This window comes from Pseudomonas sp. NPDC088368 (assembly GCF_044753445.1).
GTDB classification, from domain to species: Bacteria; Pseudomonadota; Gammaproteobacteria; order Pseudomonadales; family Pseudomonadaceae; genus Aquipseudomonas; species Aquipseudomonas bambusae.
In genome coordinates this window covers 20,385-40,862 of the sequence record NZ_JBIVNG010000017.1, presented here as the reverse complement: position 1 = coordinate 40,862, position 20,478 = coordinate 20,385, and the positions used below count along the sequence as shown (strand labels likewise).

The 20,478-nt window shown below is 60.2% G+C and carries 14 protein-coding genes; all 14 read left to right on the top strand.

Annotated features, from left to right (window positions below; translation table 11 throughout):
• The first annotated feature begins 29 nt into the window (after window positions 1-29).
• Window positions 30-488, top strand: coding sequence for a type VI secretion system amidase effector protein Tae4 (locus tag ACIQAL_RS29240; RefSeq protein ID WP_401151691.1), 459 nt, complete (start codon window positions 30-32; stop codon window positions 486-488).
• Window positions 488-916 (top strand): hypothetical protein, encoded by a 429-nt coding sequence (locus ACIQAL_RS29235; RefSeq protein WP_401151688.1) that lies wholly within the window; start codon window positions 488-490, stop codon window positions 914-916. Before ACIQAL_RS29240 ends, ACIQAL_RS29235 begins: the two co-directional genes overlap by 1 nt.
• Window positions 913-1,425, top strand: a complete 513-nt coding sequence (tssE, locus tag ACIQAL_RS29230) for a type VI secretion system baseplate subunit TssE (RefSeq protein WP_401151686.1) — start codon at window positions 913-915, stop codon at window positions 1,423-1,425. The genes ACIQAL_RS29235 and tssE overlap by 4 nt, the downstream gene beginning before the upstream one ends.
• On the top strand, window positions 1,422-3,281 hold the full coding sequence (gene tssF, locus ACIQAL_RS29225; RefSeq protein WP_401151683.1) for a type VI secretion system baseplate subunit TssF: 1,860 nt from the start codon (window positions 1,422-1,424) through the stop codon (window positions 3,279-3,281). The genes tssE and tssF overlap by 4 nt, the downstream gene beginning before the upstream one ends.
• A complete protein-coding gene (gene tssG, locus ACIQAL_RS29220; protein WP_401151818.1) occupies window positions 3,245-4,324 on the top strand; it encodes a type VI secretion system baseplate subunit TssG in 1,080 nt (359 codons plus the stop codon). The genes tssF and tssG overlap by 37 nt, the downstream gene beginning before the upstream one ends.
• Entirely contained in the window at window positions 4,317-6,998 is a 2,682-nt protein-coding gene (gene tssH / locus ACIQAL_RS29215) for a type VI secretion system ATPase TssH (protein WP_401151680.1), read from the top strand. Before tssG ends, tssH begins: the two co-directional genes overlap by 8 nt.
• A 105-nt stretch (window positions 6,999-7,103) precedes the next feature.
• On the top strand, window positions 7,104-9,047 hold the full coding sequence (locus ACIQAL_RS29210; RefSeq protein WP_401151678.1) for a type VI secretion system tip protein VgrG: 1,944 nt from the start codon (window positions 7,104-7,106) through the stop codon (window positions 9,045-9,047).
• Window positions 9,048-9,072: 25 nt separating this feature from the next.
• A complete protein-coding gene (locus ACIQAL_RS29205) occupies window positions 9,073-9,507 on the top strand; it encodes a DcrB-related protein (RefSeq protein WP_401151675.1) in 435 nt (144 codons plus the stop codon).
• A gap of 24 nt (window positions 9,508-9,531) precedes the next feature.
• Window positions 9,532-13,890 carry an RHS repeat-associated core domain-containing protein gene (locus tag ACIQAL_RS29200; RefSeq protein WP_401151672.1) on the top strand — a complete coding sequence of 1,453 codons (4,359 nt, stop codon included), beginning with the start codon at window positions 9,532-9,534 and terminating at the stop codon, window positions 13,888-13,890.
• Window positions 13,891-13,899: 9 nt separating this feature from the next.
• Window positions 13,900-14,187, top strand: a complete 288-nt coding sequence (locus ACIQAL_RS29195) for a hypothetical protein (protein WP_166595864.1) — start codon at window positions 13,900-13,902, stop codon at window positions 14,185-14,187.
• A 45-nt stretch (window positions 14,188-14,232) separates the two neighbouring features.
• The gene (locus ACIQAL_RS29190) at window positions 14,233-18,612 is read left to right on the top strand and encodes an RHS repeat-associated core domain-containing protein (protein ID WP_401151669.1); all 4,380 of its coding nucleotides are present in this window, start codon (window positions 14,233-14,235) and stop codon (window positions 18,610-18,612) included.
• Window positions 18,599-18,829, top strand: coding sequence for a hypothetical protein (locus ACIQAL_RS29185; protein WP_401151666.1), 231 nt, complete (start codon window positions 18,599-18,601; stop codon window positions 18,827-18,829). The genes ACIQAL_RS29190 and ACIQAL_RS29185 overlap by 14 nt, the downstream gene beginning before the upstream one ends.
• 266 nt (window positions 18,830-19,095) lie before the next feature.
• Window positions 19,096-19,791, top strand: coding sequence for a sulfotransferase family 2 domain-containing protein (locus ACIQAL_RS29180; RefSeq protein WP_401151664.1), 696 nt, complete (start codon window positions 19,096-19,098; stop codon window positions 19,789-19,791).
• Window positions 19,784-20,437, top strand: a complete 654-nt coding sequence (cysC, locus tag ACIQAL_RS29175; RefSeq protein ID WP_401151661.1) for an adenylyl-sulfate kinase — start codon at window positions 19,784-19,786, stop codon at window positions 20,435-20,437. The genes ACIQAL_RS29180 and cysC overlap by 8 nt, the downstream gene beginning before the upstream one ends.
• Window positions 20,438-20,478 lie beyond the last annotated feature (41 nt).

Sequence of the window (20,478 nt, the reverse complement as noted above, 5' to 3'; positions counted from 1 at the left end):
ATGGATTTTTTTTGCAGGAAGCCGTAGCCGTGGCCAAGCCGTCGTTTATCAATTTGTGGAATGCCTACGAAAGGTTGATGGCCGATCATCCCGCTGGCGACCCATGTGATGGGTCTTGGGTCAACCAGTGTGCGATTCGCATGAGCATTACGCTCAATGCCGAGCACACGATCAAGGTAAATAAATTCACTTACAGCGAACCCAAATGCGCCCATGAGCACGCCAGAGGGGCAGAGTCCCTGGCCAATTGGCTGTGGAAAAACCAGCTCGGGCGTCCGGCGATTTACACGAATGGCGCATCTGATCGCGACAAAATCCTGAACAAGGTGGGGATCATTTTCTTCAAGGATTTCTTTTATCAGCCCAATGATGCAGAAGGACATCCAAGCGGGGATCACATTGATCTGTGGGACCGCGGGATTACCGCTACAAGGGGCAGCGACTACTTCCATCGATCCAAAAGCGTCTGGTTCTGGGAGCTCGCGTGATGAAATCTCTTGCTGTCATCCTTCTGAGCCTGCTGACCTTCGCAGCGTACGCTGGCACTAAACCCCAAGATCAGAAGGAAATACGCACACTCGCTTACGATGGCCGGAATATCAGCCTGATCAACGACGAAGGTCAGTGCGCCTTGGCACGCTCAGACGACTCGTTGCTGCGCCTTGACGTGAAATGGCCTTGCCAATTCAGCCAAAACTTTCTGGGTAAGGCAGTTCTCGAAAACTACCTTTCGGCAGACATATTTATGGTTCAGCACAGCGATCGCGCAGCACCTCCCGACACAAACTGCACGACGGATCTGCAGGCCATCCGCTATTTCAAAGGCAACGTGGAACTTGCCCCAGTACACCAAGTGAGAAAATGCAATATCCGCCGGTGGGACCAGAAAGTCTTCGTTGGGCAGTTCGACTGGTGAACACCCTGACCTCTCGCGAACGCTTGCAGCCCTCGCTGCTCGACCGTCTCACCGATGATGAACCCGGCAATCTGCAGGAAAGCGCGGACAAACGCGTGCTGTCGCTCACTCAGCTCAAGGCGTCGGTATTACGAGACCTGACCTGGCTGCTCAATACCACGTCGTTGCTAGATGCCGATGCCACGTTGCACACCCCTGCCGGTACGTCAGTGATCAATTACGGTCTACCTGCACTGGCCGGCAACAGCGCGTCGAGCATTGATGTCGGTGTTCTGGAAGGCTTGATTCATCAGGCCATCGCCACATTTGAGCCACGCATCCTGCGCCACACCTTGCGTGTCCGCGCCCAGACCTTGACCGACCAGATGAACCACAACGCCCTGAGTTTCGAGATCGAAGGCGACCTGTGGGCGCAACCGGTGGCGCTGCCGCTCTTATTGCGCACCGATCTGGATCTGGAATCCGGTCATGTGCAGGTTGTGCCAGCCGAACAACGGAGACGCACATGAACCCGCGTCTGCTGGAGCTGTACAACCAGGAACTGCAACACGTACGCGAAAGTGCGGCGGAGTTTGCCAAGGAATACCCGAAGATCGCCGGGCGCCTGACGCTGTCCGGGCTGGACTGCGCCGACCCGTATGTCGAGCGTCTGCTGGAAGGATTTGCCTATCTCACGGCGCGAGTGCAGCTGAAGCTCGACGCCGAGTACCCGACCTTCACCCACAACCTGCTGGAAATCGCCTACCCGCATTACCTCGCACCGACGCCGTCGATGACGGTGGTGCAGATGCAGATCGACCCCAACGAAGGCTCGCTGAGCAGCGGCTTTACCCTGCCCCGTGACAGCGTGTTGCGCGCCACTTTGGGCCGGGATTCACAGACCTCCTGTGAATACCGCAGCGCCCATGCCGTCACCTTGTGGCCGCTCAAGGTCAGCCACGCTGAATATTTCGGCAACCCGGCTACCGTATTGGGCCGCCTCGCCGCCAGCGAACCCAAGGCGAAAGCCGGGTTGCGCATCACGCTGAAGACCGGCGCCGAACTGCCGTTCAACTCGCTGAATCTGGAAAACCTGCCGCTGTACCTCAACGGCGCGGATGAATTGCCGTTTCGTCTTTACGAGCAGTTGTTGGGCAATGCCTGCGCGGTGTTTGCACGACAGCCCGGCAGCGAGTGGGTCGAGCGCCTGCCAAGTGACGCGCTGAAGCCTCGTGGATTCGACGACCGGGAAGCCGCAATGCCAGTGGTCGCGCAGGCGTTTCAGGGCTATCGGCTTTTACAGGAGTATTTCGCTCTGCCCCAGCGCTACCTGTTTGTCGACTTCACCGGACTGGCTCGTGCGGTGCAACGTTGCGAGGGGCAAGAGCTGGAATTGATCGTGCTGTTCGAGCGCCTTGATCAGAGCCTTGAAGGCAGCGTCGGGTCTCAGCAGTTCGTGCCGTTCTGCACCCCGGCGATCAACCTCTTTCCGCGTCGTGTCGATCGAATTCACCTGTCTGACCGGGTCAACGAACACCACGTGATCGCTGATCGCACGCGCCCGATGGATTTTGAAATTCATTCGCTGACTGGCGTGACAGGCCATGGCACCGGTCCCGAACAAGCGTTTTTGCCGTTCTACGCGGTGCGCGACCCATCGCGTTATGGCCGCGACAAAGCCTATTACACGCTGCGTCGCGAACCTCGTGTGCTATCCAGCGAACAACGCCGCACCGGCACGCGCTCAACCTACGTCGGCAGCGAAACCTTTGTCAGTCTGGTGGACAGCCAACAGGCCCCCCATCGTCATGATCTGCGTCAGCTGGGCGTCAGCGCGTTGTGCACCAATCGCGACCTGCCGTTGTTCATGAATGTGGGTGGCGGCAAGACCGATTTCACCCTTGCCGACAGTGCACCCGTAACATCGATTCGTTGCCTGGCAGGCCCGAGCCGTCCTCGCGCCAGCCACGCCCACGATCAGAAAGCCTGGCGCCTGATCAGCCAACTCTCGCTGAATTACCTGTCCCTCAGCGAACGGGGCCAAGGCGCTGCGGCATTGCGTGAGTTGTTGCGTCTTTACGGCGACGCTCAAGACGCGGCATTGCAATTGCAGATCGAGGGGCTGATTGACGTGAGCAGCAAGCCCTGCACACGACGCCTGCCGATGCCGGGGCCCATCGTGTTTGGGCGTGGACTGGAAATCACCCTGGAGTTCGACGAGAACGCCTTTCGCGGCACGGGCGTGTTTCTGATGGGCTCGGTGTTCCAGCGCTTCCTGGCGCGCTACGTGTCCATCAACAGCTTCACCGAAACGGTAATTCGCACCCGCGAGCGCGGCGAGATCATGCGCTGGAAAGCTCAGCCCGGTCGGCGTCCGACATTGTGAGTACGCTCACCGACATGCACGAAGCGCCGTGGGAGTACGATTTCTTCCAGGCGCTGCGGCGCATCGAGTGCGAGTCCCCGGACCTGCCGCGCTTCGGGCATTCCGTGCGACTGGCCGACGACCCGTTGAGACTGGGTCAACAGCCCGACTGCGCTTTCGCGCCTTCGACCCTGGCGGCGCTGACGCCTGCTGAAGACGAACGGCCCGCGCGGCTCGAACAGTATTTCTTCGGTCTGGGCGGCCCCAACGGCCCGTTGCCGCTCCACCTCACCGAGTACGTCCGCGAGCGCGAGCGCAATAACGCCGACAGCACCAGCAAGCGCTTTCTGGACGTGTTCCATCATCGCCTGCTCAGCCTGTTTTATCGGGCGTGGGCGGAGGCTCGACCCACCGTCAGTCATGACCGGCCTGATGATGATTACTGGTCCGCCCGGCTCGCCGCGTTCAGTGGCAGAGGCATGCCGAGCCTGCTGAATCAGGGGCTGATTCCCGACACCGCCAAGCTGCACTTCAGCGGTCACCTGTCCGCGCAAACCCGCTACCCCGATGGCCTGAAAGCGATCCTTGAGGATTATTTCGGCTTGCCGGTGGAGATCGAAGAGTACGTGGGTCAGTGGCTCGAATTGCCCGAACGGAGCCGCGTGGGTGTCAGCGCCAACCAGTTGGGGATCGATTTCTGTCTGGGCAGCCATGTCTGGGATCGCCAGCATAAATTTCGCATCCGCCTCGGCCCTCTCACGCTCGACGAGTACATGGGCATGCTGCCCGACGGCGAGCCCTTCAAGCACCTGGTGGCGTGGGTCGCTGAATACCTGGGCCATGAGCTGGACTGGGACCTGAACCTGATTCTGCAACAACCACACATTCCCACACTGCAACTCAACGGCCACTTCCGCCTGGGGTTCAACACCTGGCTGGGACAGCCGAAAGACGACGCCGACGACCTGATTCTCGCCCGACATTACGCCGATCAGGCGAGTGCCGCGCAACCTGACGTGGCGCCTTTACTACACCAATTCGCAAGGAGCACGGAACATGGGTGAAATCAGTCGCGCGGCGCTGTTCGGCAAACTCAACAGTGTTGGTTACAAGGCTATCGAAGCCGCCACGGTCTTTTGCAAGCTGCGGGGCAACCCGTACGTGGAACTGGCGCACTGGTTTCATCAGTTACTGCAACTGCAAGATTCCGACCTGCACCGCATCATTCGCCAATTCAACGTCGAACCGGCGCGCCTCGCCCGCGACTTGACCGAAGCGCTGGATCGCCTGCCACGCGGGTCTACGTCCATCACCGATCTGTCGTCCCATGTCGAAGAAGCCGTCGAGCGCGGCTGGGTCTACGGCAGCCTGATGTTTGGTGAAAGCCAGGTGCGCACGGGCTATCTGCTGATCGGCATCCTCAAGACGCCAAGCCTGCGTCACGCGTTGCTCGGCCTGTCGGGTGAGTTCGACAAGATCAAAATCGAGGCCCTGAGTGAGCGCTTTGACGAGTACGTCGGCGACTCCCCGGAAAACGCCCTCAGCGCCAACGACGGCTTCAACGCCGCCTCGACACCCGGCGAAGCCAGCGGCGCAATCGCGCCGAGCGCGATGGGCAAACAGGAAGCCCTCAAACGTTTCACCGTGGACATGACCGAACAGGCCCGTAGCGGCAAGCTCGACCCTATCGTCGGGCGCGACGAAGAGATTCGGCAGATGGTCGACATTCTCATGCGTCGTCGGCAAAATAACCCGATCCTCACGGGTGAAGCGGGCGTCGGCAAAACCGCCGTGGTCGAAGGCTTTGCGCTGCGTATCGTGGCCGGTGACGTGCCGCCTGCACTCAAGGACGTCGAACTGCGCAGCCTTGACGTCGGCCTGTTGCAAGCCGGGGCGAGCATGAAAGGCGAGTTCGAACAGCGTTTGCGTCAGGTCATCGAAGATGTTCAGGCCTCGCCGAAGCCGATCATCCTGTTCATTGACGAAGCGCATACGCTGGTGGGCGCAGGCGGCGCGGCGGGGACGGGCGATGCCGCCAACCTGCTGAAGCCCGCTCTGGCGCGGGGCACCTTGCGCACGGTCGCGGCGACGACGTGGGCCGAGTACAAAAAACACATTGAGAAAGACCCCGCCCTCACCCGACGTTTCCAGGTGGTGCAGGTCGGCGAGCCTTCGGAAGACAAGGCCCTGCTGATGATGCGCGGCGTCGCCTCGACGATGGAAAAACACCATCAGGTGCAAATTCTGGACGAAGCGCTGGAGGCCTCGGTCAAGCTGTCCCACCGCTACATTCCGGCGCGCCAGTTGCCGGACAAATCCGTCAGCCTGCTGGACACCGCCTGCGCCCGCGTTGCCGTGAGCCTGCACGCGGTGCCTGCGGAGGTGGACGACAGCCGTCGCCGGATCGAAGCGCTGGAAACCGAGCTGCAGATCATTGCGCGCGAGCATACGATTGGTATCGACACGGGCGCACGCCGCACCAACAGCGAGGCGCTGCTCAGCACCGAGCGCGCACGACTGACAGAACTGGAAAGCCGTTGGAGCGAAGAAAAATCGCTGGTGGACGATTTGCTCGCCACACGCGCCGAGTTGCGCGAAATCGCGGGCGTCGTCGATCAGGACGTTGAGTCCGGGCAAAGTCACGCGCTGCGGGAAAAGCTGGTTGATTTGCAATCACGCCTCAGCGCCCTGCAAGGCGAAAACCCGCTGATTCTCCCCACCGTCGATTATCAGGCCGTCGCTTCGGTGGTCGCCGATTGGACCGGCATCCCCGTCGGCCGCATGGCGCGCAACGAGCTGGAAACCGTGCTCAACCTCGACCAGCACTTGAAAAAGCGCATCATCGGCCAGGACCACGCGTTGCGGATGATCGCCAAGCGCATCCAGACGTCTCGCGCGGGCCTCGACAACCCGAGCAAACCCATCGGCGTGTTCATGCTCGCGGGCACGTCGGGCGTGGGCAAGACCGAAACCGCCCTCGCCCTGGCCGACGCCATGTACGGCGGCGAGCAGAACGTCATCACCATCAACATGAGTGAGTTCCAGGAAGCTCACACGGTCTCGACGCTCAAAGGCGCCCCGCCCGGTTACGTCGGCTACGGCGAAGGCGGCGTGCTGACCGAGGCGGTGCGTCGCAAACCGTACAGCGTCGTGCTGCTGGACGAAGTGGAAAAAGCTCACCCGGATGTGCACGAAATCTTCTTTCAAGTGTTCGACAAGGGCGTGATGGAAGATGGCGAAGGCCGGGTGATCGACTTCAAGAACACCCTGATCCTGCTCACCACCAACGCCGGTACCGAGCTGATTTCACACCTGTGCAAAGACGCGCATGACGTGCCCGATCCGGAAGAGATCGCCAAAGCTCTGCGTCAGCCGTTGCTGGAAATTTTCCCGCCCGCGCTGCTCGGGCGGCTGGTGACCATCCCGTATTACCCGCTGAGCGACACCATGCTCAAGGCGATCACCCGCCTGCAACTGAACCGCATCAAGAAACGCGTGGAAAACACGCACAAGGTCGCATTCGACTACGACGACGCGGTGGTCGACCTGATCGTCTCGCGCTGCACCGAAACCGAAAGCGGCGGCCGAATGATCGACACCATTCTGACCAACACCCTGCTGCCGGACATGAGCCGCGAGTTTCTGACGCGCATGCTCGACGGCAAGCCGATGGCGGGGGTCAGGATCAGCGAGCGGGATAACCAGCTGGATTATCAATTTAGCGATGTCGGGGTTTGATCCGACGCCATCGCGAATGAGTTCGCTCCCACGGGTCATCACGTGCCTCTGTGGGAGCGAATTCATTCGCGAAAAAACGCCGCTCCCGAACTTATGAGATAACCCATGCTATTCACGCAACTCACCCGCTTGGCGCAAGTCAGCAGCCCGCTCGGCCCGGATGTTCTGCTGCTCAAAAGCCTGGCCGGCACGGACGAATTGGGTCGGCTGTTCACCTACGAGCTTCAACTGACCTCCCACGACGAGGCCATCGACCTCAACCAACTGCTCGGCAAGCCCATGAGCGTGTCGGTGCAGTTGGACGGTGGCGGCAGCCGTCACTTTCACGGGCTGGTCGCGCGGTGCGGTCAGGGCGTGGACACGGGCCAGTTCGCCAGCTATCAAGTCAGCTTGCGCCCTTGGCTGTGGATGCTGACCCGCACGTCCGACTGCAAGATTTTTCAGCACCTGACGATCCCGCAGATCATCAAGCAGGTGTTTCGCGACCTCGGCTTTTCAGATTTCGAAGACGCTCTCAGCCGCCCGTATCGGGAGTGGGAATACTGCGTTCAGTACCGGGAAACCAGCTTCGATTTCGTCAGCCGCTTGATGGAACAGGAAGGGATTTATTACTTCTTCCGCCAGGAAAAGGATCGTCACGTGCTGGTCCTGGCCGATGCCTACGGCGCTCATGCACCTGCACCCGGTTACGAATCCGTGCCGTTTTACCACCCTGATGGCCAGCATCGGGAACGGGATCACATCAGTGGCTGGAGACTCGCGCAGGAAGTCCAGCCCGGTTCTCTCGAACTCAACGACTACGACTTCCAACGCCCCAGCGCGCGCATTGACGTGCGTTCCGCCATGCCCCGTCCACACAGCGCGGGCGACTATCCGCTGTTCGACTACCCTGGCACCTACGTGCAGAGTGAGGACGGCGAACACTATGCGCGCACCCGCATCGAAGCGATTCAGAGCCTGCACGAACGGGTCGAGCTGAACAGCAACGCACGCGGTCTTGGCGCCGGCCATGTGTTCAGCCTCAGCGGTTTCAGCCGTCAGGATCAGAACCGGGAATACCTGATTGTCCGCGCTGCATACACGGTCACTCAGGAAAGCCTGGAAACCGGTCAGGGCAATGGTGGACTGCAATTCGAAAGCGACCTCACCTGCATCGACGCGCACCAGAGTTTCCGTCCTCTGCCCGCCACTCCACGCCCCATCGTCAAAGGTCCGCAGACCGCCCTCGTCGTCGGCCCCGAGAAAGAAGAAATTTTCACCGACTCCTTTGGCCGCGTGAAAGTGCACTTCTATTGGGACCGCCACGATCAGTCCAACGAAAACAGCTCCTGCTGGATTCGGGTGTCCCAAGCCTGGGCCGGTAAAAACTGGGGTTCGATGCAAATTCCGCGCATCGGCCAGGAAGTCATTGTCAGTTTTCTGGAAGGCGACCCCGACCGTCCGATCATCACCGGCCGCGTCTACAACGCCGAACAGACCGTGCCCTACGACCTCCCCGCCAACGCCACGCAAAGCGGCACCAAAAGCCGTTCGAGCAAAAGCGGCACGCCCGCGAACTTCAACGAAATCCGCATGGAAGACAAAAAGGGCGAGGAGCAGCTGTACATCCATGCCGAGCGTAATCAGGACATCGTGGTCGAGGTCGATGAGAGCCATTCGGTGGGGCATGACCGGCATAAAAGCATTGGTAATGATGAGCAGGTGACGATTGGCCGAAACCGGGTTCGCGCCGTCAAACAGGACGATGTGTTGCTGGTGGGGTCGAGCAAAACCGACAGCATCAGCCGCAGTTATCTGATTGAGGTCGGTGACAACCTGCGTCTGGTGTGTGGCAAGAGCGTGCTGGAGCTCAACGCCAGCGGCCAGATCAACCTGACGGGCGTGCAGTTCAATTTCAATACCGAAGGCAGCGCCGAGATCAACACCGGCGGCAAGCTGCACTTGAACATCGGCGGTGGCCCGGGCGCAACGCCCGATGGCCAGGGTGACAAGGGCAGCATCGATGCCGCCGTCAAAGGGATGTTTCCCGAACCCAAATCCAGCCAGTGACCCTATTTAAAGAGAAGCCGTTGTCATGACTTACCGCATCAATGAATTCCAGTTCGCGCTGCCAGATGCCGAGCTGCAAGACAGCTCCATCAACATTCTCAAGTTTCCGGCGCTTGAGACCAGCCTGATTATGAGCCGCAGCTTTCTGGCCGATGACGAAACATTGCACAGCAATTTCGATGCACAGCTCAAGCGCTTGGAGCAACAGGTCAGCGGCCTGCGTTATCAGCCCCCGCAGGCCGTCCGCGTGGGTCCGGCGCACGAAATCGAGGCCTTGGAGTTGCGCAGCCAATTCAGCAAGGCCACGGATAAGGTGTATCAGTACCAACTGGCGCTAGTGCTGCCCGGCACCCGCAAGATGCTCGCGCTGAGTTACGTCAAGGCTCAGCCGCTGGGCGAAGCCGAGGCTGAACACTGGACGCGGATAAAACTGTCCCTGACGTTCGACGGCATTCAGTGAGGTCGCCGCGGATGAGGGAAACGGATGTCTGACGCGTTATGGGCGGCCAGGGTAGGCGACGCACTGTCACATACCTCGATGATGGCGGACATTCTCGGCGGCGTACTCGAAGTGGCCGCCAACGTAGCAATAGGCGCATTGGCCACGGCTGCGGTGGTGGCGGCGACAGGCCTCACCGTCGCCACGGGTGGTCTCGGTGCCTGCGTACTGGGGGCGGTGGTCGGCGTGGTGGTGGGCGTGGTCATGAGCAAGACCGGCGCCGACAAAGGGCTGAGCTCGTTATGCGAAGACATCGGCAACGGGCTGTTCCCGCCCACGGTGCAGGCCACGATTTCGACAGGCTCTACCGACACGTTCATCAATGGCATCCCGGCAGCGCGAGCGGCAGGTTCGGTGCCGTCGATGCTCGCCCACACCGGTTCGGCCGAGGCAATTCCCGAGGAGGCTCAAGGTGAAGAGCCGGGCTTTCTCGACATGGCCAAAGGATTCTTCTCGCAAATGTGGCGTCCCACGGTGGCCGTCCCCGCGCCGGGTGTCGTTCCCAAACCGCTGGATCTGGTGCTTTGCACTCGGCATCCGCCAATGCCTCCGCAGTTTCTTGCCGAAGGCTCGGACAAGGTCACCATCAACGGCCAGCCCGCCGTGCGCAGCGGGGATCGCAGCACCTGTGATGCCACAGTCGTGTCCTCGGGACTGATCTCGCCCAACGTGCGCATCGGCGGCGGCAAAGTCGTGGTGCGCGAGATTCGCAGCGGCAAAACACCGGGCATCGGTTTGGCGATTACCGCGTTGATGATGCTCAAAGGCAGCAAAGGCAAATTCCTCAGCAATTTGCCGTGCATGCTGATGAGCGGGGTGAATTCTTTTGTCGTAAGTTCTGCGATGGGCGCGTTGACCAACGCTATCGCCGGCTCGCCGAACCCCGTCCACGCGGCGACAGGGGCGAAAGTTCTGGGAGGCGCCCAAGAGCTGGATTTCATCTTGCCTGGCATCCTTCCGCTGGCATGGCAACGCTTCTACAGCAGTCGGGATGAGCGACGTGACAGCCTGTTCGGCGCGGGTTGGAGTGTCGCCCATGAAATCAGCGTGCAGATCGAGCCGCATCCGGACGGCGGCGAGCGGTTGATTTACATCGATGAACAGGCACGGCGGATTGATATGGGATCGATTCCGCTGGGCGGCGCCACGTTCAGCGCAGGCGAAGGTTTGGCCGTGCGGCGTCATGGCAACGGCCAGTTGCTGATCGAAAGCGAAGACGGTGTGTATCGTCTGTTCGAGCCTACGTCGGCCGACCCAGCCCGCCTGCGTCTCACGCAATGGGGCGACCGGAATGACAACCGCATTTATCTGGATTACGACGCTGACGGGCGGCTGATCCAGCTGCGCGACACCTTCGATGTTGTGCGGGTGACGCTGGTCTATTCGGCGCAATGGCCGGGGCGCGTCGAACGCATCGACCGGGTATTCGATGATCAATCCGTGGAAACGCTGGCAACCTACGGATTTGACGTGCGCGGCGATCTGTCCGAAGTCCGTGATGCATTGGGCCATGTGCAGCGGCGCTTCACCTACGACAGCTCCCAACGGATGGTCGAGCATCAATTGCCCACGGGGCTGTGCTGTTTTTATGACTGGGCGTTGATCGATGATCGTGAGTGGCGCGTCGTGCGTCACTGGACCGATGAAGGCGACGAATACCGCTTCGACTATGACCTGAGTGCAGGCGTGACGCGGATCACCGATGGCCTGAACCGAGCGAGCCTTCGTCATTGGAACGCGCAGCACCAGATCACCGAGTACACCAATAATCTGGGCGATACCTGGCAATTTTCGTGGAATGATGAGCGTCAGTTGCTGGGGGCCACCGATCCCCAAGGCGGACAGTGGCAGTACGCCTATGACGAGGCAGGCAATCTCTGTTCAACCCAAGACCCGTTGGGGCGCATCACCTCAACACTCTGGTTGGAGCACTGGTCGCTGCCGTTGACCGAGACCGACGCCGCGGGCCATAGCTGGCAATACCGCTACGATGCACGCGGCAATTGCACCCACGAGACCGACCCGCTCGGTCAGCTCACCCAGTACCGCCACGACGAGCGTGGACAGGTCCGGGAAATCGTCGATGCCACAGGCAAGATCAAACGGCTGCACTGGAACGAACACGGGCAGTTGACCGAACACATCGACTGCTCCGGATACCGCACCGTGTTCGGCTATGACCGTCGCGGCCACCTGCACTTCATCGCCGATGCGCTGGGTGAGCGCACGGTGTATCAGCACGACGTTCAAGGTCGGCTGCTGCAGCGCCAGCTGCCCGAAGGGCGCGTCGAGCATTACATGCGAGACAGCAGCGGACGACTGACCGGCTACACCGATCCCGCAGGCCATACCACCCGTTATCAATACGACCGCCGTGGCCGGGCGCGGCAACGCCTCGACGCTCATCAGCGTCAGGTGCAGTTTCATTACGATGGCTATGGTCGGCTGGACGCGCTGACCAACGAGAATGGCGAGCGCTATCGATTTGCGTGGGATGCAGGGGATCGGCTGGTCGCACAGCAGGATCTGGATGGCAGCCAAAAGCGCTACACCTACGACGCGCTGAACAATCCGGTTCGAGTCGAGCAACGGCCCTCACTGGACGCGGACACTCCTGCTTCGGACGCGATGAGTCATCTGCTGGAACGCGATGCGGCGGGACGATTGACTGCCAAGGCGACCGCCGATGGTCGAACGGATTACCGCTACGACGCGCGGGATCAACTCACCGAGATCACTTTCACCGATCCAGACGGCGCGCAGCAAAGGGTGGGCTTCACTTACGACGCCCTTGGCCAATTGCTGACTGAAGATTCTGCCTCCGGGGCGCTTGAGCATCATTACGACGAACTGGGCAATCTCACTCAGACCCTGCTGCCGGATGGCCGCTGGCTCAATCGTCTGCATTACGGCAGCGGTCATTTGCATCAGATCAATCTGGACGGCGAAGTCATCTGCGACTTTGAACGTGACCGGTTGCATCGCGAGGTGCTGCGCACCCAAGGCCAAATCAACACCCGCAGCCAGTACGACCGTAGCGGCCGGTTGCGCACGCGCCAGCAACGGCTCGCGGGTCAGCCGGTTCAATTGCCCGCCGAGAGCGCAAAAGACTATGAATACGATCCTGCAGACAATCTGATCAGCCGCCTGCAACGGAATCGTCAGAGCGATCAGCGCACACTGCTGCACTACGATGCCACGGCGCGAATTCTCGCTACCCAGGAAAGCGCTCACGGTCGTGATGAAATCTTCGCCTACGACGCGGCGGCCAACCTGCTGGACGGTCCCTCTCCCAACGCTGGATGGGTCCGTCATAACAAGCTGCTGACCTGGCAGGACAAACGCTATCGCTACGACGGCTTCGGCCGGATGATCGAAAAACACAGCGTGCGACTGGGTACACAGCGCTTCGTCTACGACGCCGAAAGCCGTTTGCTCGAAGTTCACAACCCGAATGGCCACGTGGTGCGCATGACCTACGACCCGCTGGGTCGACGCGTCGGCAAAAGCGAACGCAACGCGAAGGGTTTGCTGATCGGCGAAACACGCTTCACGTGGGACGGCCTGCGTCTGCTACAGGAGCACCGTCACGCCCAGACCAGCCTTTATGTCTACGCGGACGACGGCCACGAGCCTGTCGCGCGGGTCGACGGCAGCGGTAACTTTCAGAAAACCCGCTATTACCACAACGACCTCAACGGCCTACCCGAACAACTGACCGAGACCGACGGCCACATCGTCTGGCAGGCGCGTTACCAGGTCTGGGGCAACACCGCCGAAGAGGTTCGCGAACCCTATTTCATTGAAGAGCAGAACCTGCGTTTTCAGGGCCAATACCTTGATCGCGAGACCGGACTGCACTACAACACCTTCAGGTTCTACGACCCGGATGTGGGCCGGTTTACCACGCCAGACCCGATTGGGCTGGCGGGTGGGATCAATCTGTATGCGTATGCGCCGAATCCGGTTGAATGGATCGACCCACTTGGTTTAGCCGCTTGCGGGAGGAAAGTCGAAGCGCTGCGTAATGGGCCACAAAAAACAGTCGTAAGTGTGAAATCCAAAACCGAGGCTCACGAGCTGGTCACAGAAGCGTTCCCCGGCGCGCAAAAAGTTCGTGGCATTGGCCCGCAGGATGCGACGGGAATAAGAAAGAAACACAAAATGGAACAGTTCAAAAAGAAAGACGGGACGGTTCGTTATCGAAAAGACTATCCCATTGACAAAGCGACCGGACGGGTGTTCGGACACGATGATCCAAAAGGGACAGGACACGGAGAGCTCCCGCACATCAACATCAAACGCGCGGATGGCACGATGGTACGCATCGATGTCACTGGCTGAGAACATCGTATGGACCACTTGATCAAAGCTCTCGACTCGGGAAAGAGGCGTGGATATGACGAAGTCCGCCCACTCGACTCAATTCAATATCTATTTCAGTACGCCATAAAGAAAGAGAAGGAGAACTACGTCACCTATTTCTTGAAAATAGAGGAGTCCAAATATGACGTATTTGAAGACTATGCCGATGAAACAATCCTCACATTTTCAACCTTGAAAGACGCCCTGCAGTATTTGGAAGGTAAGGGAGCGGACATCAACAAATTAAGTCCCATCAAAGGAACATTACCGTTCTAACGATGGGGCTCATCTGAACTCAAGGCACGGATCTGATGCAGTCAAATGTCTGACCCCCTCTACGCAGCCCGCCTCGGCGACGCCCTTTCCCACACCTCGATGATGGCGGACATCCTCGGGGGTGTGCTTGAAGTTGCGGCCAACGTTGCAATCACTGCACTCGCCACTGCGGCGGTCGTGGCCGCGACGGGCATCACCGTGGCCACCGGCGGGCTTGGCGCTTGCGTGCTGGGGGTCGTGGTCGGCGTGGTGGTCGGCGTGGCGATGAGCAAGACCGGGGCGGACAAAGGGTTAAGCGAGTTATGCGAGGACATCGGCAATGGCCTGTTCCCGCCGACGGTACAGGCCAACATCCTCACCGGATCGACCAACACCTTCATCAACGGGATTCCCGCCGCGCGCGCCGCGGGTGCTGTGCCGTCCGACCTTGAAGCCAGCGGTACGCCCGAGACTGCGGAGCCCGCTACCGAACCCACCTATCTGGACATGGCCAAGGGGTTCTTCGCCCAAATGTGGCGCCCCACAGTGGCCGTTCCCGCGCCGGGCGTCGTGCCCAAACCGCTGGACTTGGTGCTTTGCACACGGCACCCGCCCATGCCGCCGCAGTTTCTTGCCGAAGGGTCGGACAAGGTCACCATCAACGGGCAACCCGCCGTTCGCAGTGGCGACCGCAGCACGTGTGATGCCACTGTCGTTTCGTCCGGATTGATCTCACCCAACGTGCGCATTGGCGGCGGCAAGGTGGTGGTGCGGGAAATTCGCAGCGGCAAGACGCCGGGTATTAGCCTGGCCATCGCGGCGTTGATGATGCTCAAGGGCGGCAAGGGCAAATTTGTCAGCAATCTGCCGTGCATGCTGCTTGCCGGTGCAACATCGTTTGTCACCAGCATGGCCGTCAGCGCCCTGACTCGCGCCAGCAGCGGCGCGCCAAACCCGGTTCACGCCGCCACTGGCGCCAAAGTGCTGGGTGGCGAAGACGAGCTGGACGCCGTCCTGCCTGCCTTGCTGCCCATCCACTGGCAACGCGTTTACAACAGCCGAGACGAACGAATCGACGGGCTGTTCGGCATGGGCTGGAACGTTCGCTTTGAGGTCAGCGTCGAGCTTGAGCCTCATCCCGATGGCGGCCAGTGCCTGATTTACACCGACGAGCAAGGCCGACGCATCGACATGGGCTTGATCCCATTGGGTGGCGCGGTATTCAGCGCCGGTGAAGGATTGAGCATGAGGCGCCACGGCAACGGCCAGCTGTTGATCGAAAGCGAGGACGGCCTGTATCGACTGTTTGAGCCAACGCCCGCGACCCCGGCCCGTCTTCGATTGACGCAACTGGGCGACCGCAACGACAACCGCATTTACCTCGACTATGACGATGCTGGACGCCTGACCCAACTGCGCGACACGTTCGAGCAGCCTCGTCTGGTGCTGGGTTATTCAGCGACTCACCCTCGCCGCGTCGCGCGTATTGAGCGGGCGATCCCCCACGAAGCGCGGGAACTGCTGGCGTCCTACGACTACGACGCGCGCGGTCAACTGATCGAGGTTCGCAATGCGTCGGGCACTGCGCTACGCCGTTTCGCTTACGACGAAGGCTTGCGCATGTGCGAGCACCAACTCGCGGCCGGTCTGCGCTGCTTCTACCAGTGGGCATGCGTAGACGGCGAGTGGCGAGTGGCGCATCACTGGACGGATCAGGGCGATGAGTACCGCTTCGATTACGACGTGGCAGCGGGCGTGACGCGCATCACCGACAACCTGAACCGGGTCAGCACGCGCTGCTGGAACGCACAGCATCAAATCACTGAATACCGCGACAACCTGGGCCACCTCTGGCGCTTCGAATGGAACGACGAACGCCAGTTGTTGAGCGCCACTGATCCGCAGAACGGCCAGTGGGAGTACGGCTATGACGAGGCCGGAAACCTTTGCTCCACCCTTGATCCGCTAGGGCGCAGGGAGTCGACGGTATGGCTGGAACACTGGGCGTTGCCGCTGGCCGAAACCGACAGCGCGGGCAGCACATGGCGTTACCGCTACGATCAGCGCGGCAACCGGACAGAGGAAGTCGACCCTTCGGGGCACGCGACCCGTTATCGACACGACGCGCTCGGGAGGGTGGTCGAGATCATCGATGCCAGCGGCAGGAGCAAGACGCTGCGCTGGAACGACTTCGGGCAATTGCTCGAACTCATCGACTGCTCCGGCTACCCGACCCGCTATCAGTACGACGCACGTGGACAGTTGATCAGCATCACCGACGCCCTCGGCGAGCGAACGCAACTGACCTACGACGCTCAGGGGCATCTGAACCACTGCACACTCGCGGACGGCCGCACTCAGCAATACCAACGCAGTGCCAGCGGCCAGCTCATCGGCTATCTCGACCCGGCTGGGCATCTGAGCCAGTACCACTACGACAGACGCGGCACCATTCGCCGACGTGTCGATGCACAGGGTCGGCGGCTCGACTTTGAGCACGACGCGTTTGGTCGGCTGAACGTTCTGACCAACGAGAACGGCGAACATTATCGCTTCACCTGGGACGCCAATGACCGTCTGACCGAGCAGCTCGATCTGGACGGCAGCGCCCGTCGCTACCGCTACGACGCATTGGGTAACGTCACGCAGATCGCCTATTGGCCCGCCCCGTTTGGGGAGGGCCTGGCATTGGTGCCCGACACTCCGCCTGCGCCCATCGTGCATGCGCTTGAGCGGGATTCGGTGGGGCGGCTGATCGCGAAGGTGACTGACGACGGTCGCACCGAATACCAGTACAACGCGCGCGACCAGATGTGTTCGGCCAGCTTCACGGGCACTGATGGCGTGCGACAGTCCCTCAACTTTGCCTACAACGCTTCAGGACAGCTGCTGCAAGAGCAGAGTGGCGCGGGCTCTCTGACCCACGTTTACGATGAACTGGGAAATCTGGCGCAAACGCAATTGCCCGATGGCCGCTGGTTGAATCGCCTGCACTACGGCAGCGGCCACCTGCACCAGATCAACCTGGACGGCGTCGTCATCAGCGACTTCGAGCGCGACCGCTTGCATCGCGAAGTGCTGCGCACCCAAGGCCAGAGCACGATGTATCAACGCTACGACCGCACCGGGCGTCTGCACACCCGCCTGCGTCGGCGCAGCGATCAGCCCGCGCAATTACCCGCGCCGGACCAGCAGCATTTCGAGTACGACCCCGGCAACAACCTGGTGGGCGAGACCGAACGTCAGGCCGGTCAGGATCATCGCCAATTACTGCATTACGACGCCACGGGCCGCATCCTGGCCAGTCAGGGCGTCGTTCAAGGCCAGCATGAAATCTTTGCGTATGACCCGGCCGCCAACCTGCTCGATGCCACGCAATCGGGCAGTCGCCACGTGCTGCATAACAAACTGCTCACCTATCAGGACAAGCGTTATCGCTACGACGCCTTTGGCCGAATGGTCGAAAAACGCAGCGGCTCAGCGCGGGTGCAGCGTTTCAGCTACGACGCCGAGCATCGATTGACAGAGGTCCGCACGCGCGACGGTGTGCGTGAAACGGTTGTGCACATGCAGTACGACCCATTGGGGCGGCGCATCGCCAAGGTCGAGCGAAACGCCCATGGCACCCTGCTGGGAGAAACGCGGTTTGTCTGGGACGGCTTGCGCCTGCTGCAAGAACACAAGCACGGGCTGAGCAGCCTGTATGTCTACGCTGACAACGGCCAAGAGCCGTTGGCGCGCGTCGACGGCACAGGCGCTCAACAACGCATTCGTTACTACCAGAACGATCTCAACGGTTCGCCGCAACAGCTTCTGGAGCCGGATGGCACGACCCTCTGGCGCGCCCGCTATCGAACCTGGGGCAACACCGTTGAAGAGGTCCGTGAGGCGCATTTTCTGGAAGAGCAGAATCTGCGGTTTCAGGGGCAATACCTGGATCGTGAAACGGGCCTGCACTACAACACTTTTCGGTTTTATGACCCGGACATCGGGCGCTTCACGACCAAGGACCCGATTGGCCTTCAGGGTGGTTTCAACCTCTATGCCTATGCCCCGAACCCCATCACGTACATTGACCCGCTGGGCCTTAGCACTGCGCTCGTCCCCTACTGGCCGCCAAACCGCGGCGCTCTGGGTCCTATCGACAACATCACGCTGCAACCGGGCACGATCATCGACCGTTACGGCTATCCGGGCGGGACATTCACGTCGCCGGTGGGCATTCCTTACACCATGCGCGCACTGCCGCCGGGCACGAACCTCAAGCCCTACACGGTTTATGAAGTCATGAAGCCGATTCCTAACGTATCCTCCAGCAAGATCGCGCCGTGGTTCGGCGAGTTGGGTTACGGACGGCAGTTTGAGCTTGAGAAGTCAGTCCAGTCGTACCTCGACTCCGGACATTTGAGAGAAGTCAAAAAAGGAGGCAAATGTGGATCGCCTTGAGTTGGGCCAACAGATGAAAGCCCTGAACGCCCCCGCGGACAGTTACGCTATCGGCGATGTCCGCGATGAAGCGCTGTGCCTGATCGAAGAGGGCGGGGTATGGAAGATTTTCTACAGCGAGCGGGGCCTCCGGACTGAGGAGCAGTCGTTCGACCGGGAGGACGTCGCGTGCGAGGCATTTCTGCAACGCTTGAAGCGGATGCTGGGGATGGGCTGAATCGTGAGGGTTGGATCAGTATTAGCGTGCGCAGTCTGCCCCTTGATTCCCCTGTTTCAAAACCGTACTAAACACCCTGTTTAAAATCGCGCAGTTACAGCAGTTCTTTCATTTTTTATTTCGGCAATGTATCCACTTATAGAGCAATGGATACATTGATTCGACGACACCCGCGTCTGCGTAAAGTATTTGCAAAGTTCACCCCGCCCGTTTTTAACTGCCTGTAGTCTGAACATTGCTTCATCCCCAGCTACAGGTCACTCCCTATGAACCATTTATTGTGGAAGTTATTTCCAAAGACCCAGCGCGAGTTTTTGTTGGAGCGGCTCTCCGTCGTGGACCGTCAGGTGGTGAACAAGACGCTGTCGCGCAAGGCCCGGTTTCCCGAGGCCTTCGACCATTTCGAGTGCATTTTCATTCACGTGCCCAAGTGCGCGGGCAGCAGTGTGGCGATGTCGATTTTTGGCGACACACCCACCGGGCATTTGCCGTTGTACTGGTACGAGAAGCAGTTCAAAGAGCGTTATGAGCAGTATTTCAAGTTTGGCTTTGTACGTGATCCATTACATAGAGCATTGTCGGCTTATCGTTACTTATTGCAAAACCCGCAGCCGCGAGACAGAGCGGCTTTCGAACTGGTCAGCCGTTATTCGCGGTTCGATACGTTCGTCGATGGCTGGTTGCACGCAGAGAATGTGTCGAAGCAAATACACTTCGCGCCGCAATATCATTTTCTGCAAAACAGCATGGGGCAGATTGCGGTGGATTTCATCGGGCGGCAGGAGCATCTGGAGTCGGATTTCACTGCGCTGTGCGAACACCTCGGAATCAGCGTCCCGCTGCGCCATCTCAATCGCTCGCCCGGTGCTCACTATCGAACGAACGGTTTGTGTTCCGATGCCTCGCGCAAGCGTATCCGAGAGGTGTATGCCCGCGACTATGAGTTGTTTTCCTATGACTGATGTCCGTTACGAGGCTCGCCCGATGATCCTTGATGCGCCGCTGGCGGTCGGGCAACTGGAGCGTGAGTCGCTCAAGCATCAACGCGCGTGTTGCATCTGGTTCACCGGGCTGTCGGGCGCGGGGAAAACCACGCTGGGCAATCATCTGGACCAGACGCTGGTGGCGCACGGGCTGCACAGTTACTTGCTCGACGGCGATCGGTTGCGTCGGGGGCTGTGTCAGGACCTGGGCATGAGCGAGGAGAGCCGGCGGGAAAATGTCCGTCGTATCGGTGAGGTCGCCAGGCTGATGGTGGACGCGGGCTTGATCGTGATCGTGTCGGCGATTTCACCTTATCGCGAAGACCGCGATGCCTGCCGAAGTCATTTCGCCGAGGGGCAGTTCATTGAGGTGCACGTCAGCACGCCGTTGCGCGAGTGCATACGTCGGGATGCCAAAGGACTGTATCGGGCGGTGCGCGAGGGCAAGATCCGCAATTTCACCGGAATCGACAGCCCGTACGAGCCGCCGATTGAGCCGGAATATGTGGTGGACACCCGCGTGGATTCCGGCGCTCTGTTCATCGATCAGTTGCTGTCGCAGTTGCTGGAGACGCGACCGAGGGGCGGTGCTTACCCAGCATTTACAAGTTCGCGTGCGCTGTAGCGTCAGTTATCCATTCGGCGACTGAACTATCGCTTCGCTGC

Excerpts from the sequence above, each read along its gene's own strand:
- ACIQAL_RS29235 (WP_401151688.1), top strand. The coding sequence starts at position 488 with ATGAAATCTCTTGCTGTCATCCTTCTGAGCCTGCTGACCTTCGCAGCG.
- tssF (WP_401151683.1), top strand. The coding sequence starts at position 1,422 with ATGAACCCGCGTCTGCTGGAGCTGTACAACCAGGAACTGCAACACGTA.
- tssH (WP_401151680.1), top strand. The coding sequence starts at position 4,317 with ATGGGTGAAATCAGTCGCGCGGCGCTGTTCGGCAAACTCAACAGTGTT.
- ACIQAL_RS29210 (WP_401151678.1), top strand. The coding sequence starts at position 7,104 with ATGCTATTCACGCAACTCACCCGCTTGGCGCAAGTCAGCAGCCCGCTC.
- ACIQAL_RS29205 (WP_401151675.1), top strand. The coding sequence starts at position 9,073 with ATGACTTACCGCATCAATGAATTCCAGTTCGCGCTGCCAGATGCCGAG.
- ACIQAL_RS29200 (WP_401151672.1), top strand. The coding sequence starts at position 9,532 with ATGTCTGACGCGTTATGGGCGGCCAGGGTAGGCGACGCACTGTCACAT.
- ACIQAL_RS29195 (WP_166595864.1), top strand. The coding sequence starts at position 13,900 with ATGGACCACTTGATCAAAGCTCTCGACTCGGGAAAGAGGCGTGGATAT.
- ACIQAL_RS29190 (WP_401151669.1), top strand. The coding sequence starts at position 14,233 with ATGTCTGACCCCCTCTACGCAGCCCGCCTCGGCGACGCCCTTTCCCAC.
- ACIQAL_RS29180 (WP_401151664.1), top strand. The coding sequence starts at position 19,096 with ATGAACCATTTATTGTGGAAGTTATTTCCAAAGACCCAGCGCGAGTTT.
- cysC (WP_401151661.1), top strand. The coding sequence starts at position 19,784 with ATGACTGATGTCCGTTACGAGGCTCGCCCGATGATCCTTGATGCGCCG.